Annotated in this window: 17 protein-coding genes and 1 tRNA gene; 8 read left to right on the top strand and 10 right to left on the bottom strand. The window is 69.5% G+C overall.

Going from position 1 to position 19,943, the window contains the following annotated elements; translation table 11 throughout:
• The first annotated feature begins 252 nt into the window (after nucleotides 1–252).
• Genes LT971_RS08980 through LT971_RS08970 form a run of 3 tightly spaced genes read left to right on the top strand, consistent with a single transcriptional unit; the run spans nucleotide 253 to nucleotide 2,127 of the window.
• Nucleotides 253–837: a hypothetical protein gene (locus tag LT971_RS08980; RefSeq protein ID WP_237006588.1), complete on the top strand. Its 585-nt coding sequence runs from the start codon at nucleotides 253–255 to the stop codon at nucleotides 835–837.
• On the top strand, nucleotides 830–1,603 hold the full coding sequence (locus tag LT971_RS08975; protein WP_237006587.1) for a nucleotide-binding protein: 774 nt from the start codon (nucleotides 830–832) through the stop codon (nucleotides 1,601–1,603). Before LT971_RS08980 ends, LT971_RS08975 begins: the two co-directional genes overlap by 8 nt.
• Nucleotides 1,600–2,127 (top strand): DUF8054 family protein, encoded by a 528-nt coding sequence (locus tag LT971_RS08970; protein WP_237006586.1) that lies wholly within the window; start codon nucleotides 1,600–1,602, stop codon nucleotides 2,125–2,127. The genes LT971_RS08975 and LT971_RS08970 overlap by 4 nt, the downstream gene beginning before the upstream one ends.
• 86 nt (nucleotides 2,128–2,213) lie before the next feature.
• On the opposite strand, the gene LT971_RS08965 is transcribed toward LT971_RS08970, so the two are convergent.
• The 9 genes from LT971_RS08965 to LT971_RS08925 all read right to left on the bottom strand — a co-directional run bounded on the left by LT971_RS08965 (nucleotide 2,214) and on the right by LT971_RS08925 (nucleotide 15,120).
• On the bottom strand, nucleotides 2,214–2,360 hold the full coding sequence (locus LT971_RS08965; RefSeq protein ID WP_237006585.1) for a hypothetical protein: 147 nt from the start codon (nucleotides 2,358–2,360) through the stop codon (nucleotides 2,214–2,216).
• Between the two features lie 197 nt (nucleotides 2,361–2,557).
• On the bottom strand, nucleotides 2,558–7,933 hold the full coding sequence (locus LT971_RS08960; RefSeq protein WP_237006584.1) for an integrin alpha: 5,376 nt from the start codon (nucleotides 7,931–7,933) through the stop codon (nucleotides 2,558–2,560).
• 384 nt (nucleotides 7,934–8,317) lie between these two features.
• Nucleotides 8,318–8,815, bottom strand: a complete 498-nt coding sequence (locus LT971_RS08955) for a DUF7261 family protein (RefSeq protein ID WP_237006583.1) — start codon at nucleotides 8,813–8,815, stop codon at nucleotides 8,318–8,320.
• Complete coding sequence (locus tag LT971_RS08950) at nucleotides 8,812–9,258, bottom strand: DUF7262 family protein (protein WP_237006582.1); 447 nt, start codon at nucleotides 9,256–9,258, stop codon at nucleotides 8,812–8,814. Before LT971_RS08950 ends, LT971_RS08955 begins: the two co-directional genes overlap by 4 nt.
• Nucleotides 9,251–9,916 (bottom strand): DUF7263 family protein, encoded by a 666-nt coding sequence (locus LT971_RS08945; protein WP_237006581.1) that lies wholly within the window; start codon nucleotides 9,914–9,916, stop codon nucleotides 9,251–9,253. Before LT971_RS08945 ends, LT971_RS08950 begins: the two co-directional genes overlap by 8 nt.
• Complete coding sequence (locus tag LT971_RS08940; protein ID WP_237006580.1) at nucleotides 9,913–10,395, bottom strand: DUF7266 family protein; 483 nt, start codon at nucleotides 10,393–10,395, stop codon at nucleotides 9,913–9,915. Before LT971_RS08940 ends, LT971_RS08945 begins: the two co-directional genes overlap by 4 nt.
• Nucleotides 10,392–11,111 carry a DUF7289 family protein gene (locus LT971_RS08935; RefSeq protein WP_237006579.1) on the bottom strand — a complete coding sequence of 240 codons (720 nt, stop codon included), beginning with the start codon at nucleotides 11,109–11,111 and terminating at the stop codon, nucleotides 10,392–10,394. Before LT971_RS08935 ends, LT971_RS08940 begins: the two co-directional genes overlap by 4 nt.
• Nucleotides 11,108–12,955, bottom strand: coding sequence for a type II secretion system F family protein (locus LT971_RS08930; RefSeq protein ID WP_237006578.1), 1,848 nt, complete (start codon nucleotides 12,953–12,955; stop codon nucleotides 11,108–11,110). The genes LT971_RS08935 and LT971_RS08930 overlap by 4 nt, the downstream gene beginning before the upstream one ends.
• Entirely contained in the window at nucleotides 12,952–15,120 is a 2,169-nt protein-coding gene (locus tag LT971_RS08925) for a type II/IV secretion system ATPase subunit (protein WP_237006577.1), read from the bottom strand. Before LT971_RS08925 ends, LT971_RS08930 begins: the two co-directional genes overlap by 4 nt.
• Nucleotides 15,121–15,256: 136 nt before the next feature.
• On the opposite strand from LT971_RS08925, the gene LT971_RS16530 reads away from it, so the two are divergent.
• Genes LT971_RS16530 through LT971_RS08905 form a run of 4 tightly spaced genes read left to right on the top strand, consistent with a single transcriptional unit; the run spans nucleotide 15,257 to nucleotide 18,553 of the window.
• Entirely contained in the window at nucleotides 15,257–16,222 is a 966-nt protein-coding gene (locus LT971_RS16530) for a DUF4129 domain-containing protein (RefSeq protein ID WP_237006576.1), read from the top strand.
• A complete protein-coding gene (locus LT971_RS08915; protein WP_237006575.1) occupies nucleotides 16,222–16,800 on the top strand; it encodes a DUF7269 family protein in 579 nt (192 codons plus the stop codon). Before LT971_RS16530 ends, LT971_RS08915 begins: the two co-directional genes overlap by 1 nt.
• Entirely contained in the window at nucleotides 16,800–18,062 is a 1,263-nt protein-coding gene (locus tag LT971_RS08910) for a DUF58 domain-containing protein (protein WP_237006574.1), read from the top strand. Before LT971_RS08915 ends, LT971_RS08910 begins: the two co-directional genes overlap by 1 nt.
• On the top strand, nucleotides 18,059–18,553 hold the full coding sequence (locus tag LT971_RS08905; protein ID WP_237006573.1) for a DUF7519 family protein: 495 nt from the start codon (nucleotides 18,059–18,061) through the stop codon (nucleotides 18,551–18,553). Before LT971_RS08910 ends, LT971_RS08905 begins: the two co-directional genes overlap by 4 nt.
• On the opposite strand, the gene LT971_RS08900 is transcribed toward LT971_RS08905, so the two are convergent.
• Nucleotides 18,550–19,506, bottom strand: a complete 957-nt coding sequence (locus LT971_RS08900) for an AAA family ATPase (RefSeq protein WP_237006572.1) — start codon at nucleotides 19,504–19,506, stop codon at nucleotides 18,550–18,552. The two genes, LT971_RS08905 and LT971_RS08900, sit on opposite strands and share 4 nt — an antisense overlap.
• 101 nt (nucleotides 19,507–19,607) lie before the next feature.
• Here LT971_RS08900 and LT971_RS08895 point away from each other — a divergent pair.
• A tRNA-Ser gene (locus tag LT971_RS08895) sits at nucleotides 19,608–19,692 on the top strand.
• Nucleotides 19,693–19,943: the final 251 nt, after the last annotated feature.

The following is a 19,943-nucleotide window of genomic DNA, read 5'->3' as shown; positions in this document are numbered from 1 at the left end:
CTCATAAATCCGTTACAATCGCTCGCTCGGCCCACAGCGGGTGGGCTCACGCTTCCCGGACGACCCGTGGCCTGGAGGACTCTCGCCCGCCGGAGTCGGATGTCGAAATCACGTCGACGGCGTCGGCGCCCGTTGGTCTCCCGGGTGTGCCGTCGCCGGCGTTCGGGGCGCCTGCCGGCAGCGTTCCCCACGAGCATGATTCCGTTTCCCGAATGCGAAAATATTTCGTCCGGCACGGCGAATCCGCTGCACGTGACACTACTGGTCGCGGACGACGACGACGGGCGGACACTCCGGGACGCCCTCGGCTCGGGAGCGGTGCTCGTCGACGCCGACGCGGTCAGTGACGCCCTCGCGCGCCACGACCCGGACGTGGCCGTCGTAGACACGGACGCGGTCGCGGACCCGGGTGGCGTCGTGGCCGCGATTCGGTCTGGTGGCGGCGGCGTCCCTGTCGTCTCCGTGGGGGCTGTGGAGACAGACGCGGACGTGACGTGTCCGTCGAGGGACGCGGACGCACTCCGCGCAGCCGTCGACCGCGCCCGCCGGGTCGCAGAGTACCGGCGCTCTGTCTCCGACCTCTACGAGCAGTGCAAGAACCGGGAACTCGGCCGGCCGGACGAGGCGCTGCGGGAGTCGCGAGCTGACGCCGACAGCCGTCTCGCCGACCTGCCGGACGACCGGTGGGCCGTCGCGGCCGCCCTCCGACCCGACGCAGGCGACGAGGACAACGGTACCGTCGACGGCCACGACGGCGTCGACGCCGAGGACAGTGGTGCCGACAACGGCGCCGACGACCCGGAGCCGGACCCGGCGGAGGGGAGCGACGATGGTTGAGGCGTTCGCCGTGGCGTCCGGGAAGGGCGGCACCGGGAAGACGACGAGCACGCTCGCGCTCGGTCTCGCGCTCGCCGAGGACTACGACGTCACCGTCGTGGACGCCGACACCGGGATGGCGAACCTCCTGTTCCACGCGGGACTGGCCGACGTCGACGTGACGCTGCACGACCTGCTCCTGGCGGACACCGACGCGGCGGTCGCGGACGCCGTCTACGACCGCCACGGAATGCGCGTGGTGCCCTGCGGGACCAGCCTGAGCGACTTCCGCGCCGCGAACCCCGACCGGCTGCGGGACGTCGTCGCCGAGCTCGCCGCCGACACCGACGTCCTCCTGCTTGACTCCCCCGCCACGCTCGCGAGCCGCGACGCCGTCCTCCCGGTGGTGCTGGCCGACCGCACCGTGCTCGTCGTGGAGCCGACCATCCCCGCCATCTCCGACGCGCTGAAAGTCCAGGAGTACGCCGCCTCCTACGGCACCGACGTCGCCGGCGTCCTGTTCAATCGCGTGACCGACGGCGATGCCGTCGACCGCGTCGCCGCGAAAGCCGACCAGTACTTCGAGGGGCCGACGCTCGCCGCCGTCCCCGAGGACGACGCCGCGCGCGCCGCCCGGCGGGCGGGCGAACCGCTGCTCGCGCACGCCCCCGACAGCGACGCCGCCGCCGCGTACCGGGAGGCCGCCGACGCGCTCGACGTCCACGCCAGCGACGCCGACGCGGTCGCCGACCGGTTCCGGAGCGCGGTCGTCCCCGACCAGCCATGACGACGGAGACACCGGTGACGTTCTCCCGCGTCGCCGCGGACGCCGCCGAAGCCCTCGAGCTCGTTCTCGACCGCGAGCTCACGGGCTACGCCGAGTTCACGCCACAGGACGCGCTGCTGCTCGACGACGGCGGCGCCGGCGTCCTCGCGTTCGCGGACGGCGTCCCCACGCACGTCAAGCACGCCGGGACCGGCCGCGGTGGCGACGCCGCGCTCGCGGACCTCGCGGTCCCCGGCCCGCTGCGCGTCGAGTGCTTCGCCGGCGGCGACCCGCCCGTCCCCGAGACCGACCAGTTCGCCGTCTCGCCCGGCACGCCGGCGGAGCGACTCGCGGGCGACGCCGCCCTCGCCGACCGCACCCGTGCCGCCGCTCCCAGCGACCGCGCCGCCAGCGGCGAGTCGATGGACGCCGTCGAAGCGTTCCTCGAGGACGACGAGAAAATCGACGCCATCCGGGAGCGCGCGAGGGAGGAAGCGACCGAGCGCGCCGAGGAGTGGGGGTTCGAGGAGTTCGGGGAGGAATAATCTAGGTCAGACGGGCAAGGGTGGATCCTACGCTGCGTTCGGTAAGTCGTTCGGCATGGCCGGTTGCCGGTACTCGTCTCGGCCTCTTACCCGAGGAGAATGGAGCGTCCGACGTTCGCCTGACGAAGCCCTTCGATTATCGTCTTGTAGTCCCGGATCTCCACCTCGCTGTCGAACTTGCTGGCGGCGTCTTCCATTCCCTTTCCGCCCGCGTCCTCTACGAACTTGGCCATCGGCTGGTGGGAGCACGTGTCAATGGCATGGCCGCTCGAATCGAAAACATCCAACAAAGCCAGTTTCAAAATATTAAATAGCAAATAGAAGTATCTTTGGTGGGAATAATAACTAGCAGTAGCATGGCTTAGATAGTATGGCTTCAGAAAACGCGTCAACTAAATTCAATTAAAAAGAATAGTTACTATTTCAACTATCAGACACAGCTATTTTCATTTACATATTCATCATTTATGTCCAATAATATGATATTCCCTGTTTCATCGAGGTCGTTTTTATTTAGGATGAACTTCCCCGCTCCATTCAGGTCAGCCGCGGTGAACTCCACGGTCGTTGTTTTCGTGTCGCCGCTGCTATTATTGTAACGGACATTCAGTTCAATTGCGCCATCAAATTCAGAGATGGGATTATCCTCAGAATCTAATGGCGTAATTTGAGCATTACCACATCCGTCGAATTGGACGTTGAGCGAGAGATCTTCTGCCTGCAAACCACAGTTGATTTCGACGGAGTCCCGGATGTCGACGGCCTGGTCTCCATTGGTGGTTGTGGCGCTCAGGTCGTAGTTGCCATTATCGAGGCCGGAGACGGTTTTGTTGGCGCTATTGGAGTCTTTGGGGCCGAGGGTGATCGTTTCTTCGCCGTCGCCGATGGTGACGGTGACTTTGGCGTCGTTGGGGTTCGAGAGGTAGAGGGTGCCGTCACCGTTCTCGCACTCCTTGTCGACGCCGATATCGCCGGTGATGTCGCAGTTGATTTCGACGGAGTCCCGGATGCCGACGGCCTGGTCTCCATTGGTGGTTGTGGCGCTCAGGTCGTAGTTGCCATTATCGAGGCCGGAGACGGTTTTGTTGGCGCTATTGGAGTCTTTGGGGCCGAGGGTGATCGTTTCTTCGCCGTCGCCGATGGTGACGGTGACTTTGGCGTCGTTGGGGTTCGAGAGGTAGAGGGTGCCGTCACCGTTCTCGCACTCCTTGTCGACGCCGATATCGCCGGTGATGTCGCAGTTGATTTCGACGGAGTCCCGGATGTCGACGGACTGGTCTCCATTGGTGGTTGTGGCGCTCAGGTCGTAGGTGCCGTCGTCGAGGCCGGAGACAGTTTTGTCGGCGTTGCCGGAGCCTTCGGGTCCGAGGGTAATTGTTTCCTCGCCGTCGCCGATGGTGACGGTGACTTTGGCGTCGTTGGGGTTCGAGAGGTAGAGGGTGCCGTCACCGTCCTCGCACTCCTTGTCGACGCCGATGGCGCCGGAGATGTCGCAGTTGATTTCGACGGAGTCCCGGATGTCGACGGACTGGTCTCCATTGGTGGTTGTGGCGCTCAGGTCGTAGGTGCCGTCGTCGAGGCCGGAGACAGTTTTGTCGGCGTTGCCGGAGCCTTCGGGTCCGAGGGTAATTGTTTCCTCGCCGTCGCCGATGGTGACGGTGACTTTGACGTCGTTGGGGTTCGAGAGGTGTACGGCGCCGTCGCCGTCCTCGCAGTCTGCATCGACGCCAATCTGCTCGAGCTCTTCTTCGCAGGCTACGACGGTGAGCTCCGCCTGGGTCTGGCCGTCGACGGTGACGTTGTCTGAGCCGAACTGGTCGTCGGTGACGTAGCGGGCGTCGACGGTGTAGTCGTCGGCGGAGACGTCGATGGTGACGCTCTCGCCGGGTGCGACGTTGTCGACGGTGGAGCTGCCGGAGTCGTTGCGGATGCGGAAGTCGACGGCTTCCGGGCTGTCACTGGGGTTGGTGAGGGTGAGCTGTTCGCAGTCTTCAGAGACGACCGGAGTGTCGATTGGTTCTCGGCAGTCCTCGACGGTGAGGTCGGTCTGGGCCTGGCCGTTGACGGTGACGTTGTCGGAGCCGAACGAATCCTGAGTGACGTAGCGGGCGTCGACGGTGTAGTCGTCGGCGGAGACGTCGATGGTGACGCTCTCGCCGGGTGCGACGTTGTCGACGGTGGAGCTGCCGGAGTCGTTGCGGATGCGGAAGTCGACGGCTTCCGGGCTGTCACTGGGGTTGGTGAGGGTGAGCTGTTCGCAGTCTTCAGAGACGACCGGAGTGTCGATTGGTTCTCGGCAGTCCTCGACGGTGAGGTCGGTCTGGGCCTGGCCGTTGACGGTGACGTTGTCGGAGCCGAACGAATCCTGAGTGACGTAGCGGGCGTCGACGGTGTAGTCGTCGGCGGAGACGTCGATGGTGACGCTCTCGCCGGGTGCGACGTTGTCGACGGTGGAGCTGCCGGAGTCGTTGCGGATGCGGAAGTCGACGGCTTCCGGGCTGTCACTGGGGTTGGTGAGGGTGAGCTGTTCGCAGTCTTCAGAGACGACCGGGGTGTCGGTTGGCCCTCTGGGCTCTTCGCAGTCGATTTCGACAGTCTGGGAGTCGATGACCTCGCCATCGGCGATTGTCTCGACGGTGTAGTCGCCGTCATCGAGGAAGCTGATGATCTCCGAATCGTCAGTGGAGCCGTTGGCCTCGAGGGTGTACGAGTTGCTACCGACGGTGAATGTGACGGGCTCGTCGTTGGGGTTGACGACGATGAGCTGGCCGTCGAACTCGCCGCTGCACTTCGTCTCGATGGTGACCGGGTCCGGTTCTTCTTCCTCGTCGCAGTCGACGGTGATGAGGCCGTCGTCGATGTGTTCGTTGTCCTCAACCGTAGTGGCGTTCCACTGGTAGTCGTCGTCGTCGAGGTCCGAGATGGTGACGACGTCACCGCTGTTGCCGTCGGCGGCCAGCGTGTAGGTCTTGCCGTCGATGGTGAAGTTGACGCGCTCGTCGTTGGGGTTGGTGACGATGAGTCCGCCCTGTTCGTCGTCGCAGTCCTTTTTGATGATGAGGTCCTCAGGCTCGGGTTCGTCGCAGTCGACGGTGAGGACGCCGCCGCCGACGTGTTCACCGTCCTCGGTTTCGGCGTCCCAGTCGTAGTTGCCGTCGTTGAGATCGTCGAGGGTGATGGAGTCGCCGTCGTTGCCGTTGGCGGCCAGCTCGTATTCCGTTCCTTCGATGGTGAAGGTGACCTTCTGGTCGTTGGGGTTGGTGATGGTGACTTCGCCCTGTTCGTCGTCGCAGTCCTTGTCGACGATGACGTCGTCGGGTTCGTCGCAGTCGACGGTGAGGGTACCGCCGCCGACGTGTTCGCCGTCCTCAGTGGTGGCGCTCCAGTCGTAGTTGCCGTCGTTGAGGTTGTCGAGGACGAGGGTGTCACCGCTGTTGCCGTTGGCGGCCAGCGTGTAGCTGTCTCCCTCGATGGTGAAGGTGACGTGCTCGTCGTTGGGGTTCACCACCGTCAGCTCACCCTGCTCGTCGTCGCAGTCGAGGGTAACGATGACGTCCTCGGGCTCGGGTTCGTCGCAGTCGACGGTGAGGACGCCGCCGCCGACGTGTTCACCGTCCTCAGTGGTGGCGCTCCAGTCGTAGTCGCCGTCGTCGAGGTCGTCGAGCGTAACCGAGTCACCGCTGTTGCCGTTGGCGGCCAGCTCGTATTCCGTTCCTTCGATGGTGAAGGTGACGCGCTCGTCGTTGGGGTTGGTGATGGTGACTTCGCCCTGCTCGTCGACACACTCCTTGGTGATGATGAGGTCCTCGGGTTCGGGTTCGTCGCAGTCGACGGTGAGGACACCGCCACCGACGTGTTCGCCGTCCTCAGTGGTGGCGCTCCAGTCGTAGTCGCCGTCGTCGAGGTCGTCGATGGTGATAGAGTCACCGCTGTTACCGTCGGCGGCTAGCGTGTAGCTGTCGCCTTCGATGGTGAAGGTGACGCGCTCGTCGTTGGGGTTAGTGACGGTGACTTCGCCCTGCTCGTTGTCGCAGTCCTTGGTGACGATGACGTTCTCGGGTTCGGGTTCGTCGCAGTCGACGGTGAGGACACCGCCACCGACGTGTTCGCCGTCCTCAGTGGTGGCGCTCCAGTCGTAGTCGCCGTCGTCGAGGTCGTCGATGGTGATAGAGTCACCGCTGTTGCCGTTGGCGGCCAGCTCGTATTCCGTTCCCTCGATGGTGAAGGTGACGCGCTCGTCGTTGGGGTTGGTGACGGTGACTTCGCCCTGCTCGTCGACACACTCCTTGGTGACGATGACGTCCTCGGGTTCGGGCTCGGGTTCGGGCTCCGGACAGTCGCCGGCGATGAGGTAGGCGGCGCCGGCGTCGACGGCGCTGGAGTTGTTGAGCGGCGCGCCGACGAGGACGTCCTTGTCGCCGTCGCCAGTCACGTCCATCGCGTCGGAGACGGCGGTGCCGGCGCGGTCGCCCTCGCCTTCGCCGACGAGCGTCGCGTCGGCGGTGGAGAGGTTGCGTTCGGTCGCGGGGAACTCGCTGCCGGCGACGACGTAGACGGCGCCGGCGTCGACGGCGCTGGAGTTGTTGCCGGGTGCGCCCACGAGTACGTCCGCGTAGTTGTCACACGTCACGTCGCCGGAGCCGGCCGACGAGACCGAGTAGCCGGCGTAGTCGTCCTCGCCGCTGCCGACGAGTGTCGCGCCGGCGTCGGAGAGGTTCACCGTGCCGGCGTCGTCCTCGCCGCCGTAGACGACGTACGCGATCCCGGCGTTCGTTTCGCTGTCCTCGGTTTCGGCGAACGGCGCGCCGACGACGAGGTCGTCGTAGCTGTCGTTGTTCACGTCGCCGGCTTCAGCGGCGTCCCAGCCGGCGCGGCCGCGGGCGGCCTCGCCGCGGAGCTTCAGGTGCGCGTCGGCGAGCGAGACCGTGCCGGTGACGTTCTCCGTGAGGAGATAGGTGGCACCGGCGTCGGGGGCGGTGGAGTTGTTCCGGGGTGCACTCACGAGGACGTCCTGGCTGCCGTCCCCGTCGAAGTCGCCGGCTTCGGCGACGACCCAGCCGGCCGAGTCGCCCTCACCTTCCCCGGTGAGAATCGCGGTCGCGTTCGCCAGCGAGTCGACGCCGGGGTCCGCGTCGGAGACGACGTACGCGGCGCCCGCGTTGGATGCGGAGGCGTTGCTGCCGGGTGCGCCGACGAGCACGTCGTCGCCGCCGGGCCGGTTCACGGCGGCGACGGACCAGCCGGCGCGGTCGCCCTCGGCTTCGCCGCGGAGCACGTGGTCCGCGGTCGAGAGCGAAGCGTTCTCGGGGAGGCCGGACCCGCCGTCGACGACGTACGTCGTGCCGGCGGACTGTCCGTTGGTGTCTTCGAGGGGTGCGCCGACGACGAGGTCGTCCGTGCCGTCGTCGTCGACGTCGCCCGCGGCCACGGCGTAGCCGGCGCGGTCGCCGGCTTCGACGCCGTGGAGCGTGACGTTCGCGGACTCCGCGTCGATGTCGCCCTCCTCGACGGGGCCGTAGAACACGTAGACCGCGCCGGAGTTGTTACCGGCGGCCGAATCGTTCTCCGGTGCGCCGACGACGACGTCCTCGACGCCGTCGCCGTTCAGGTCGCCGTGTGCGAGCGCGGACCCGAACGTGTCGTTCGCGTCCGCTCCCGCGAACGTCGTGTTCGCGTCGGTGAGTGAGTTCGTCCCGGAGACGAGCGGCGTCTGCTGTACCGGACTGGCGGCCGACGTGTCGTTGGCGTCGCCGGTCACGTCGGCGCCCGTGGCGCCGGTCGTCGTTCCGACGACCCCGAGGCTCATTGGGGCGACGACGAGTAGGCCGACGACCAGTACTGTGAGTAGTCTGCTCGTCTGTGACGATGCGCTTCGCCGTTCGTCTGGTGGCGTGCCCATAGAATCGCCGTCAACATCTGTTGGCTTTGTTATATAACCCCGATTCGCGAGTAAGCTCGGACCCAGACGCGACACGCTTCGATTACGACTCGCGGCTCCACGTGCTGGCGACCGAAACGCGGTCTTACTGTCGCTGCCGGACGAACGGGAGTTCAGCCACTGCGACCTGTGGCCGACGCGAGCGTCACACAGTCGGACTCCCGAACCCGTCGCCGTCCCGGAGTAACGGCGGCCAGCAGCCGACGCTGCGTCGCAAGCCGACGGCCGCCGTCGTCTAGGCTGGACGAACTGTCAGTTCGGTCGGATTACTCGCGTGAACGCAGTCGTTCCGTCAGACGTCGTCACTCGGACGTCGTAGGCTGCCGCGACCACGACAGTCTCGTTCGCGCGCTCCTGGACGACGACCCCGCCGTCGCGCTCGCAGGCACCGAACGCCCGCCCCGGGCCGCCCGGACAGGCGACGGCTGCTGCCGCCGTCCCGTTCTCTGTCACGCGAACTGCGACCGCGTCCCCGAGCCGGCTGCGCTCCAGCGTCGCCACCTGTGGCCCGAGCGTCGCGCGGAACTCCCCGATTGCGGCAGTGCGCTCGGCCCACGGCGCCCCAGTCGCTCGCTCGGCCGCCTCGTCCACCAGCCGGTCCAGCGCGCCGGCGACCCGCTCGCCGTGGTCGGGGTCCGGCTCGGCGACCGCCGGTGCGTACCCGAACTGGAGGTAGGCGGCGGCGACGGGGACGAGCGCGAGCGCGGCCACCGCCGCGGCGACGAGTACGAGCTGGCCGCGCTGTTTCACGCGTACCACACCCAGATTGTGACCGTGCCGCTGCCCGTCGGGACGGTCGCAGTACCGGCCGGGACTGTCGTCGGGCGGGCGTGCCCGACGTCGCCATGCGGGGTCGCCACCCGGAACAGGAGGTTGTCGGGGAGGATGCGGTCGACCCGTCGTTCGAGCGCGTCCGCTTCCCTGTCGAAGGCCGCCTCGGAAGCCGCCACTTCCGCGAGCCGCGTGCTGTCGGCGTGCCGCGGCGGCTCGTTCGCGAGGACGGTGGCTGCGTCCCTCGCGTACGCGTCCAGCTGTGCCTCCTGAGAGACACCGCCAGCGGGCGTCCCGAACGCGAAGGCCGCCGCGACGGCGACGACGAACAGCACGCCGACGGCCGCCTCGACGGCCGGGAGCGAGACCTGCCCGCGGTCGGCTCGTCTCCATCTCCGGCAGCGGGTCGGGCCGTCAGGCATCGACGGTCACCGCCACGACGGCCTTCCTCGTGCTCTCGACCCGGTACTCGACTTCGACGGCGCTGGCGCCGAGGTCGCGGCTCGCGTCGAACGCGAGGGTCACGGTGTCGTACCGGGACAGCGAGAGGTCGTAGCGGCCGTCGAGCCCGTCGGGGTCGTGGAGGACGACGCGGTCGTTCGCCCGGACTGTCGTGACTCGCGTGCCGGTCGGCGGGTCGACGGTGAGCGTCGCGTTCGCGGTGCGCCGCGGGAGCGTCACCGCGTCCTCGGCGGGGAGTCCCGGGTCGAGTGTTCTGCGCTCGGCGTCGGCGACGAGAACGATGCGCCGTACCGTCTCGCCGCCTCCGGGGTCTCCCCGGGAAGCAACTGGGTCGCCGTCCAGTCGGACGCGACAGTCCACGTCGCCTGGGCAGACGTCGTCGCCCGTCGCGTTCTCGACGGCGTCCGCGGCGAGCACGTTCGCCCGCACCGAGAGTGGGCCGTCAGGCGCGACGAGCCGGTCCGCGAGCGACGCTGCGACGCGGGCGTTCTCGGGGTCGGTGTCTGCCGTCGCGAACGCGCCACCGGCGAGTGCGACCGCGACGCCGACGCTCGCGCCGACGAGCAACAGCGCTACCGCGAGCGCGGGCAGGTTCGCTTGCGCGCGACCCCCGGTCACGACCCGTCACCCCCGGCCTTCGCATCGTTCGACAGCACGACGACGAGTCCGCCGTCGGGATGGGGTTCGACGCGCACCACGCCACCGCCGCCTGCAGTCCACTCGCCGCGGACGTCCCGCACGCGGTCCGGGAGCACGAGCGGCGTCGACCCGCCGACGCTCGGGTGCTCGTGGGTCAGGACGAGGGCGTCGCCGTCTGCCCCGGGAGCGACCCGGTAACCGCGGTCGCGGATGCTCTCGGGCAGCGAGACGCGCCGCTCGACGGTCGCCGTCTCGCCGGCTGGGGGCACGCTCGCTTCGACCTCGGCGGCCGCGTGCTCCAGCGCCCGGTCCCCCACTTCGCCGCCTGCGGCGTCCCGGGCGTCCGGCACCACGCCGCCGTACAGCGTGGTGGAGACGGCAGCGACGAACAGCACGACGATGCCGGCTTCGAGGGCCTTCCCGACTGCCGGCGTGACCGCCCGAGCGCGCCCCGTCACTGCACCGACACCTCCGTCTCGTGGACGACGAGGTAGCCCGTGCGCACGCCGTCGAAGCTGGCGACGACGCTCGGGACGCCGTCGCCGTCGAAGTCCCGGGTCGTAGTCGTCGCGCCCTTCGCTTCGAACTGGCCGGCGACGGCGTCGACGTGTTCGGTCTCGACGGCGACCCGGTAGCCGCCGTCGCCGAGGGGCCGCCGGTGGTGGGTGACGTTCGACCGGACCGTGCGCGTGACGCCGTGCCCGCCGCCGCTGGCGGCCAGCGAGACGTCGCCGCGGAGTGCTGGCACGCTCACGACGAGCACGTCGGGGTCGGCCGCGACCGCGACCGGATTGCGGGTCGTCGCCCAGCCGTCGCCGGACACGAGCAGGCTGCCGGCGAGGTACGTGACGCCGCGGCTGCCCGCGGAGAAGCGGACGGCGTTCGCGTCCACGGTGGCGACGACGCCGCTCGTGTTCAGCACGCGGACTTCCCGGTCGACGACGTCGAGTTCGCCGTCGGTGAACGCCACGTCGCCGCGGTGGACGCCCGTGGTCTCGACGGGTTCGAGGGCGTCGTCGAGGTCGCTGGCGACCCGCCGGGTGTCGCTGGCGGCGGCGTGCTGGTCGACGACCGTGCCGACGCTCGCCGTCAGCGCGCCGAGCGCGACCACGGTCACGCCGAGCAGGATGGCGACGCCGACGACGTTCGACTGCGCGCGGCCGTCGCCCGTCACAGCATCCCCACCCCGGCGAAGACGACGTAGGCGACGGCGACCAGCAGCCCCGAGTGCAGCAGGCCGTCGTAGCGGCCGCGGTTCGCGGCGCCAGCGAACCAGCCACAGGACAGCATCGTCGCCTGCGTGACGACGTAGAACCGGAACCGGTCGCGGTCGAGGTCCACGGCGCCCGGGTCGATAGCGAGTCCGCCGGCGTTGGCGGCGTTCGAGACCGCCGAGAGCTGTGCGAAGCTGTCGAGGACGGCGAGGTTCACGGCGACCGTGATGCCGACGACCAGCAGGGCGGTCGTCCAGCCGACGGCGACGTAGACCAGCAGCCGGGAGCGCAGCGCGCGCTTCTCGTGGTACAGCCGCCCCACTTCGGCCTGCAGGGCCTCGAAGGCGGCGTCGGCGTCGCTGCCGGCGTCGAGCGCGCCCGAGACCAGCCCCACGGTCTGGGCGGCGAGCTGGGTGTCGACGCGCTCGACGAACCGCTGGAGGGCAGCCGCCCGGACGTCTTCCTCGTGGGTGGTGACCGCGAGGTTGAACGCGAGGTCGTCGACGTCCGGATTCAGCGGCCCGAGGTCGACGTCGTCGGCGACGCGCGAGACGGCGTCGCCGAACGGCCGGCCGAGGCTGACGTGGCCGGAGACGGCGTGGACGAAGTCCTGTATCTCGCGGTCTTTCGCGTCGTCGATGCGGGCGCGGCGGGCCGCGACGGCGCCGACGGGCACGGCGAACGCCACGTACGACAGGAGCGCGACGTTCGCGGAGTGCAGGTGCCAGTCGGCCAGCCAGACGCCGACGGCTGCGGCCGGCAGGACGGCCACGATGGCTGCGTCTGCGGGATTCCGGGCGGCGTTGACGGCGACCCCGAGTCCCGTCGACCGGCTGTGGCCGTGCCACGCGAACCCCCGGGGTCGCATCTCGCCGACGAGCCACGCGGCGAGCGCGCCCACGACGAGGACGAACACCGCGCTCCCGTAGACGAGGAGCGCGCGAACGGTCGTCGTCCCGGCTGGCGTGGCGACCGGCGCGCCGAGGCCGGGCGCGAGCACGCTCAATACCGTGGCGACGATGACCAGCAGCGCGGGCAACACGAGCAAGACGATGAACAGTTCGGCGACCAGCTCGAGGAACCCTGCCGCCCGTTCGCGGCTGCGTTCGCGGTTGTTCGCCAGCATCCGCGACTCGAGTTCGAGGTACTGCGCGACAGCGTCCGGCCCCTGGGCGGCGTGCTCGCGGAGCTTCAGGAGGAACGGCGCGAGCACGTCCCGGCTCGGGGTGTCGCGGGCGACCACCCGGAGGCCGCGGTCGACGCTCCCGGTGAGCTCGGCAGTGTTGAGCACGCTCCGGAACGCCGCGGCGGTCTCGCCGTAGGCGGCGGGGCGGTCGGCGACGCGCGCCAGGAGGGCACGCTCCTCGGTCGTGCCGGAGGCGAGCACGGAGAGGTAGCGGACGGCGCCCGGCAGTGTCGCCTGAATGTCCGACCGTCTCGTGCGCGCTCGCCAGCCGAGGTAGTGACCGCCCGCCCACACGGTAGCGCGTTTGACGACCAGCCCGAGCGGGACACCGACAGCCAGCCAGACGGCCGTCGGCTGACTCGCCGGCAGGGCCTCGGCGACAGGCGCGAGTGGGCCGACGCCGAGCGCGACCCCGGCGGCCGCGGCGGTCGCGGCGACCGCCGCGAACGCGAGCCAGGACGCGCCGTACACCCGCGCGAGGAAGACGTCGAACCCGGGGTCGAGGCGGGTGGCGCGGTAGCGCTTGCGGTCGGGGTCGTGGCGGTCGCGGTCGGCCTGCCGCGCGAACAGCGCGTACAGCACGCGGTCGACGACGCCGAGGGTGTCGCCGCTGGTCACTCGTCGACCCTCCGCTGGAGGCGTTCGACGGTCGCGGTCTCGTCGGTTCGGAGGTCCGACAGCAGCCCGAACAGCTCCTCGAAGTCGCTGACGTTCTCCCGGTGGAGGTACTCGACGTACCGGCGTTTCCGCTCGAACTCCTCGCGGACGGCGTCGACGGAGCGGTCGGTGCGGGCGGCGAGGTGGTCGAAGAACCGCACGTCCTCGACGCCCCGGAACGAGTAGTTGCTGTCGTCGCCATCGCCTGCTCCACCAGCGTCAGCGTCTCGTTCGGCGACGCGCCGGAAGTGGACCGCGCCGCCGTCCTTCTGGATGGTTTCGGTGGCGTCGTCGGGGTCGTCGACGAACTCCACGACTTCGCCGACGTAGCGGTCGCCGTCGACGTGCCGGGGGAAGACGACCAGGTCGACCTCCCGCAGGAGGTAGGCGGGGACGCCCTGCTCGACCGCCCGATTCACGAGTGTCTCGACGTCCTCGGCGTGGGTGGTGCCCACGACGCCGTGGCCGGTGTTGAGGACCTGCGCGAAGCTCTCGAAGCTCTCCCGGGTGTTGATCTCGGCGATGACCTCCACGTCGGGATTGAGATAATTGGTCTCGGTCATCAGGTCGGCCATCGAGACGCGCTTGAACTCGCGCTCGTGGTCGCGGGTGGTCAGGGAGACGCCGGTCTCGTGTGGGAGCCGGACCTCCCGGCTGCCCTCGTCGATGCTGATGGGCCGGTCGTCGAAGGGCACGAACGGCATGTGGGCGTTCATGAGCGTCGTCTTCCCGACGCCAGTGGGGCCGGAGTAGAGGACGACGCCGTGGTGTTCGTAGCCCATCCAGAGCAGCGCGACGACCTCGGGGGTGAGACTGTCGCGCTCGAGGAGGTCGACCGGCGTGAGCGCGTCGGCGGCCTGCTTCCGGATGGAGACGTGCGGGCCGTCCTCGCTGATGGCGGGGAGCGCGACCGCACACCGAATCGTGACGTCGTCGGTCACTTCGGCCGGTTCGAGGTTCACCTTCGCCGACGGATTGGAGGCGTTGAGCTCGACGCCGTCCCGCGCGGCGAGCTGCGTGACGAGGTTGACGAACCGCTGTTCGTCGTCGAGCACGAGGTTGGTCGGGAGGCGGTCGCCGTGTGCGCGCAGGCCACCGCGCGGGACGACTTTGACGCGCTCCCCCAGGCGGTTCGCTTCGACGTCCTCGAGGTGCGGGTCGCGGATTGGGACGGTGAGTTCGCCGTCGCCGACGAAGTCCCGGAGGACGTAGTAGGTGAGGTCGTCCAGTCGGTCGTCGCTGAACCGCCGGCCGACCGGCGGGACGGCGAGGTCGTACTCGGCGAGCGCGGCCCGAACGCGGTGGCGAGTGGCGTCGAGCCACGCTCGCGTGTTCCGGACGGTGAGCCGCCGGGAGAGCAGGGTGCGTGCGCGTTCGGCGACAAACTGGGTGCGGTCCCGGTCGTCCCCGAGGACGTCGGAGACGCTGGCTTCCCAGATGCGTTCCTTGCACTCGGCGACCAGTTCGTCGTCGCCCGGGAGGCGGTCGGGCTCGCGGACGGCGTACTTCGTGTCGAAGGCGTCCCGGCCGAGCACGTGCTCGCGGTAGACGACGACCGGAATCTGGAAGTCGCGGAACGGGACGGTGTAGCGGGCGAACCGCTCGGAGAGGAAGCGGTCGAGGTGCGGCGGGTCGGCGGGGAGGTCGGTCTCTGCGGGCGCGTACTCGCTCGTGTGGACGGCGAGGCTGTCGCGTTTCGCGTCTGCGACCTCGACGTCGTCGTCCAGTGCGAGTGGAGTCAGTTCGTCGAGCCCCCGCAGTTCACAGAGCGCGTGGAACTCCACGCGGCGCCGGGCGGCGCGCGAGCAGTCGGTGAGCCGCGCGACGACCTGGCGGTGTTTCTCGGCGAGCCCGTCGGCGACGCGCTCGCGAGTGCCTTCCCGCGTCCTCGGCCGGGAGAGCTGGGCGTCCGCGAAGTACTCTCGGACGCTGTCCAGTGCGCGGTCGTCGCTCGCGCCGAGGACGGGACACCGGGCGTCGTACGCGAAGTTGCCGTCGCGCGTCTCGCTGACGGTGACGACGACACCGGGGTGGACCTCGTACTGCGAGCGGACGTCGGGCGCGTACCACGCGTCCGGGCTGTCCGGGGGCTCGGGCGCGGGAACGGCGTCGACCTGCTGAGCCATTACGCCCGATTGCCTCTCTCACAGATATAAAATTTAGTAATTAGAACAGAGAATACTACTGCCGTCTGCGGGTGTGACCGCGTGCCGGGTGAAACCTTCGCAAGAAATATACTTTCGAGTGGATAACCGCGGGACAGTGGACCGTAACGTACGCGCCCTGATGATTGCCCTCCTCTGTGTCCTCGCCGTCTCTGTCGCGGCAGCGACGCTCGCCAACCCCCAGGCAGACGCCGGCGCGGGCTCGGGCGCCGGCAGCGCAATCCAATCGGGTACAGACGACCAGTCCGGCGACGACGAGAGCGACGCCGAGTCCAGCGCTCCGTCAGTCCCCATGACCGGTGAACCAATCAGTATCTCTGGCGCCTGCGTCCCGTTCCTGTTGTCGCCGACGTTCCTCGGCGCCGCTGCCGTCGTGCTCGGCGGCCTGACCTGGGGCCTGAAGCGCCGCGACGGCCTGCTGTACGCGGTTGCGGTCGTCGGACCGCTGACGCTGTTCCTCGCGCCGCTGTACTTCGTGCTCACCGACTGCGGCACCGGCCCCGAAGAGCCCTCGCAGGACGCAGCTCTCCTCCCCGAGATGGCCAACAGTTCCGGTTCGGGCGACCTCGGCGGTGAGGTCGGCGGGCAGGCCGCCAACCAGTTGCTCTCGCCGACCGTTCTCTTTGCCGTGCTCGTCGTCGTCGCTGTCCTGTTCGCGCTGCTGGCGTACCGCGCGAGCGGCGACGACGAGGCGGAGGCGGAGCCGGTCGACGTCGCCGAGACGCCAGAGCCGGCGGACCGAGACGCGCTGTCGGCCGTCGGTGCCGCAGCCGGTGAGGCCGCCGACCGCATCGAGAACGAGGCCGACGTGGAGAACGAAGTGTACCGCGCGTGGCGGGACATGACCGACCACGTCGACGTCCCCGACCCCGAGACGAGCACGCCCCGCGAGTTCGCGACGGCCGCCCGGGACGCCGGCATTGACGCCGTCCACGTCGACGACCTCACGGACCTGTTCCGCGAGGTCCGGTACGGCGGCGCCGACCCGACTGCCGACCGCGAGCAGCGCGCCGTCGACGCGCTGCGTGCCATCGAGGACCGCTACGCCGGAGGTGACCAGTGATGCTCCGGCGCTTCCTGTTGCTGTTCGGACTGCTGTTCGCCGCCGTCGGGTTCGCCATCGCGGCCGAACCAGGACTGGCCGCAGTCATCGGGTTCCCGCCGCTCCCGACGATTATCGTTGCCGGGCTGGCAGCCGCGTTCGCGCTCGCGGAGGGGACCGCTCGCCGCCACACCGACTTCCGGGACGAGACAGACGACGAGGACCGCAACGAGACCCTCGAACCGCGCGTCGAGGCGCCGCGGCCGGGCGAAGACATCGACGCCCGCCTCCGGGAGGGCGCCGGCATCCGGAACGCCGGCGCCGGCAGCGCGCAGTTCAGTGACCGCCTCCGGGCCGTGACCGTGCGCGCGCTCGCTGACGCCCGCGGGCTCGCTCCCGAGGAGGCAGAGCGCCAGCTCGACGAGGGCACGTGGACCGACGACACGACGGCCGCTGCGTTCTTCGCGGAGGACGTGGACTCGCCCGCGACCGACGTCGTCACGTCGATCGTCAGCGCAGACCCGGTCTACGAGCGGCAGGCCCAGCACGTCGTCCGCGAGCTCCAGCGCATCACCGGCATCGAGGGAGGTGAGCAGTGATGGTGTCCGAGCAGACCCACCGCTGGCGGGGCGCGGTCGCGCTGTCCCTCGTCGCGATCGCCATCGGCGCCACGACGCGCGTCCCCGGCGTCCTCGTGCTCGGCGTGTTCGGCGCCGCCGTCGCCGGCTACGCGAAGCTGTTCACGCCACCGACGCCGTCGCTGACCGTCGAACGGTCGGTGTCCGACGACGATCCCGAGCGCGGCGACGAGGTCCAGGTGACGCTGACGGTGACCAACGAGGGGTCGTTCCTCCCGGACCTCCGGCTGATCGACGGCGTCCCAGACACGCTGGCTGTCGTCGACGGCACGCCCCGGCTCGCCACCGCGCTCCGAGCGGGCAAGTCGGCGACGGTCACCTACACCGTAGAAGCCGCCCGGGGCGACCACCAGTTCGGCACCGTCGACATGGTCGCCCGCGACGTCACGGGCAGCCACGAGACGCGGACCTCGGTCCCGGCCGACACGGCGCTGGCGTGCGTGCCGGACCTCCCCGCGCTGGAGTCGTTCCCGCTGCGCGAGCAGACCGTCCAGCGCGTCGGTCGCGTCCCGACGTCGACGGGCGGCTCGGGCGTGGAGTTCCACGCGACCCGCGAGTACCGCTCGGGCGACCCCCTGAGCAGAGTGGACTGGAAGCGCCTCGCCCGCGACGGCGAACTCGCCACCATCCAGTTCCGTGAGGAGCGAGCCGCCACCGTCGTCGCGGTCGTCGACACCCGGCGCGCCGCCCACGTCGGTGACGCCGACGGTACGAACGCGGTCGAGTACGGCGTCGAAGCCGCGGGCGGTGTCGCGTCGGCGCTCCTCGACTCCGGTGACCAGGTCGGCGTGGCGTCGCTGGGCCCGCACTGGGCGTGGCTCGCACCAGGTCTCGGCCGCGAACACAGCGCGCGCCTCGAAGAACTCCTGGCGCGCGACCGCGGCTTCTCGGTGTCGGCGCCCGACCGCCGGTTCCTCGGCGCGCTCGTGTTCCGCCGGCTCCGCAAACACCTCCCCGACGACGCACAGGTGGTGTTCTGTTCGCCGCTCGTCGACGACGACGCCGCCGAGTACGTCCGCCGTCTGGAGGCCAGCGGCCACCCGGTGACGGTGGTGTCGCCGGACGTCACCGGCTCGGAGACGCTCGGCCAGCAGTTCGCGCGCATGGAGCGCGCCGTCCGCATCCGGTCGCTGCGCGCCGCGGGCGTCCGCGTCATCGACTGGGGCGCCGACGACTCGCTGGCGCTGGCGGTCGCCGACGCCGAACGGGGGTGGTCGGCGTGAGCGAGTTCGACGCCCGCCCGCCGACGCGCGCCGTCCTCCCCGCGGCCGTCGCGGCGGTCGTCGCACTGGTGCCGACGCTGGGCTCCAGCACCGGCCTCGCCGCGGGCGCTGCCGGCGCGCTCCTCGTCGTCGGCGGCGGCCTCCAGGGCAACCGCCGGTTCGTCTCCGTCGGCGCCGCGGCGCTGGCCGTCGGCGTCATCCTCGGCGCGGCGACCGGCATCGACCCGGGGTACGCGCTCGTCGGCGGCGTCGGCGCCGTGGTCGCGTACGACGCCGCCGAACACGCCGTCGGCCTCGGCGTCGACGTCGGCCGAGACGGCCGCGTCACGCAGTCCGTCGTCGTCCACGTGTTCTCGACGGCGGCGCTGTCGCTGGTCGTCGCGGCGGTCGCACTGGTGGTCTACACACTCGGACCGAGCAGCCTCCCGCTGACCGCGCTGCTCACGCTGCTGTTCGGAGGGACGCTACTGGCGTACGTCCTCCGCGACTAGGCGGCCTCGACGGTCGGCACCGAAACCTCACTGAGGACGCTGTCCACGATCTCCTCTTTCGCGACGTTCTCGACGGCTGCGTCGGGCGTCAGCACGATGCGGTGAGCGAGCACGTTCGGCGCCAGCCGCTTCACGTCCTCTGGCACCACGTACTCGCGGCCCTTCACCGCCGCGCGCGCCCTCGCAGCCTCGAACAGCCGCTGGGTGCCGCGCGGACTGACGCCGACTTCGACGCGGCGCTCCTCGCGCGTCGCGCGTGCGATGGAGACCATGTACTGGAGGAGGTCGCCCTCGACGCGAACGTCCTCGGGGGCCTGCTTGACGGTCTGCACGCGTTCGTCGTCCAGCACGGGCTCGACAGTCGGGCTCCGGGTGTCCCGGCCGGCCCGCCGCCGCAGCAGGTCGAGCTCGCCCGCCTCGTCCGGGTAGCCGATGCCGGCCTTCGCGACGAACCGGTCCATCTGCGCCTCCGGCAGCGGGAACGTCCCCTCCTGGTCGACGGGGTTCTGGGTCGCGATGACGAAGAAGGGGTCTGGCAGCTCCATGGTCTCGCCGTCGATGGTCGCCTGCCCCTCCTCCATCGCTTCGAGGAGCGCGGCCTGCGTCTTCGGCGGCGCGCGGTTGATCTCGTCGGCCAGCACCACGTTCGCGAACACGGGGCCGGGCTGGAACTCGAACTCGCGGGTCTTCTCGTTGAACACGTGCGTGCCGAGCACGTCCGTCGGCAGGAGGTCCGGGGTGAACTGCACGCGGCTGAACTCGAGGCCGAGCGCCGTCGCGACGCTCCGCGCGGTCAGCGTCTTCCCGGTGCCGGGAACGTCCTCGAGGAGGACGTGGCCGTCGGCGAGGAAGCCGACGAGGACCGTTTCGAGGAACTCGCGGTCGGTGATGACCGCCGACTCCACTTCGCTCAGGACGGCGTCGCACTCGTCACGCACACTGCTGGCGTCCATACCACGACGTTCCCCGCTGCCGGTTTATCGTTACCGGTTAGCACGACGCGCGTTTGCCGAACCGAAACCACTAAACTCGCGGACGGCCTCGCATCGAACGAGCCGAGGTAGCCTAGCCTGGCCAAGGCGGTTGCTTCGAGAGCAACTGTCCACACGGACTCAGGAGTTCAAATCTCCTCCTCGGCGCTTCTCTGGAACCTGCACCGGCCAACGACGGCTATGTCGCTGGTCGTGCGGTAGCGTGTCGACGAGGGAGATTTGAGCCCTGCGAGACGCAGCGTTCGAAAATCGCTACGCGATTTTCGAGGCAATCAGAAATCCTCGATTTCTGATGACGGCGACCGGAGGGAGCGACCGTCTCGCTCTGGTTCAAATCTCCTCCTCGGCGTTCTCCGGAACTCGCGACGTCGAGCCGTGGCTCTCTCGCCCTGTCCCGC

The organism is Halobacterium rubrum, assembly GCF_021729015.1.
In the GTDB taxonomy this organism is placed as follows: Archaea; Halobacteriota; Halobacteria; order Halobacteriales; family Halobacteriaceae; genus Halobacterium; species Halobacterium rubrum.
The sequence above is the reverse complement of the archived record's forward strand: the minus strand, read 5'-3'. Positions and strand labels throughout refer to the sequence as shown.

Bases quoted from the DNA above. Each gene is read 5' to 3' on its own strand.
- LT971_RS08925 (WP_237006577.1), bottom strand. From the start codon at position 15,120: ATGGCTCAGCAGGTCGACGCCGTTCCCGCGCCCGAGCCCCCGGACAGC.
- LT971_RS08900 (WP_237006572.1), bottom strand. From the start codon at position 19,506: ATGGACGCCAGCAGTGTGCGTGACGAGTGCGACGCCGTCCTGAGCGAA.
- LT971_RS08970 (WP_237006586.1), top strand. From the start codon at position 1,600: ATGACGACGGAGACACCGGTGACGTTCTCCCGCGTCGCCGCGGACGCC.
- LT971_RS08960 (WP_237006584.1), bottom strand. From the start codon at position 7,933: ATGAGCCTCGGGGTCGTCGGAACGACGACCGGCGCCACGGGCGCCGAC.
- LT971_RS08910 (WP_237006574.1), top strand. From the start codon at position 16,800: ATGGTGTCCGAGCAGACCCACCGCTGGCGGGGCGCGGTCGCGCTGTCC.
- LT971_RS08950 (WP_237006582.1), bottom strand. From the start codon at position 9,258: ATGCCTGACGGCCCGACCCGCTGCCGGAGATGGAGACGAGCCGACCGC.
- LT971_RS08915 (WP_237006575.1), top strand. From the start codon at position 16,222: ATGCTCCGGCGCTTCCTGTTGCTGTTCGGACTGCTGTTCGCCGCCGTC.
- LT971_RS08965 (WP_237006585.1), bottom strand. From the start codon at position 2,360: ATGGCCAAGTTCGTAGAGGACGCGGGCGGAAAGGGAATGGAAGACGCC.
- LT971_RS08975 (WP_237006587.1), top strand. From the start codon at position 830: ATGGTTGAGGCGTTCGCCGTGGCGTCCGGGAAGGGCGGCACCGGGAAG.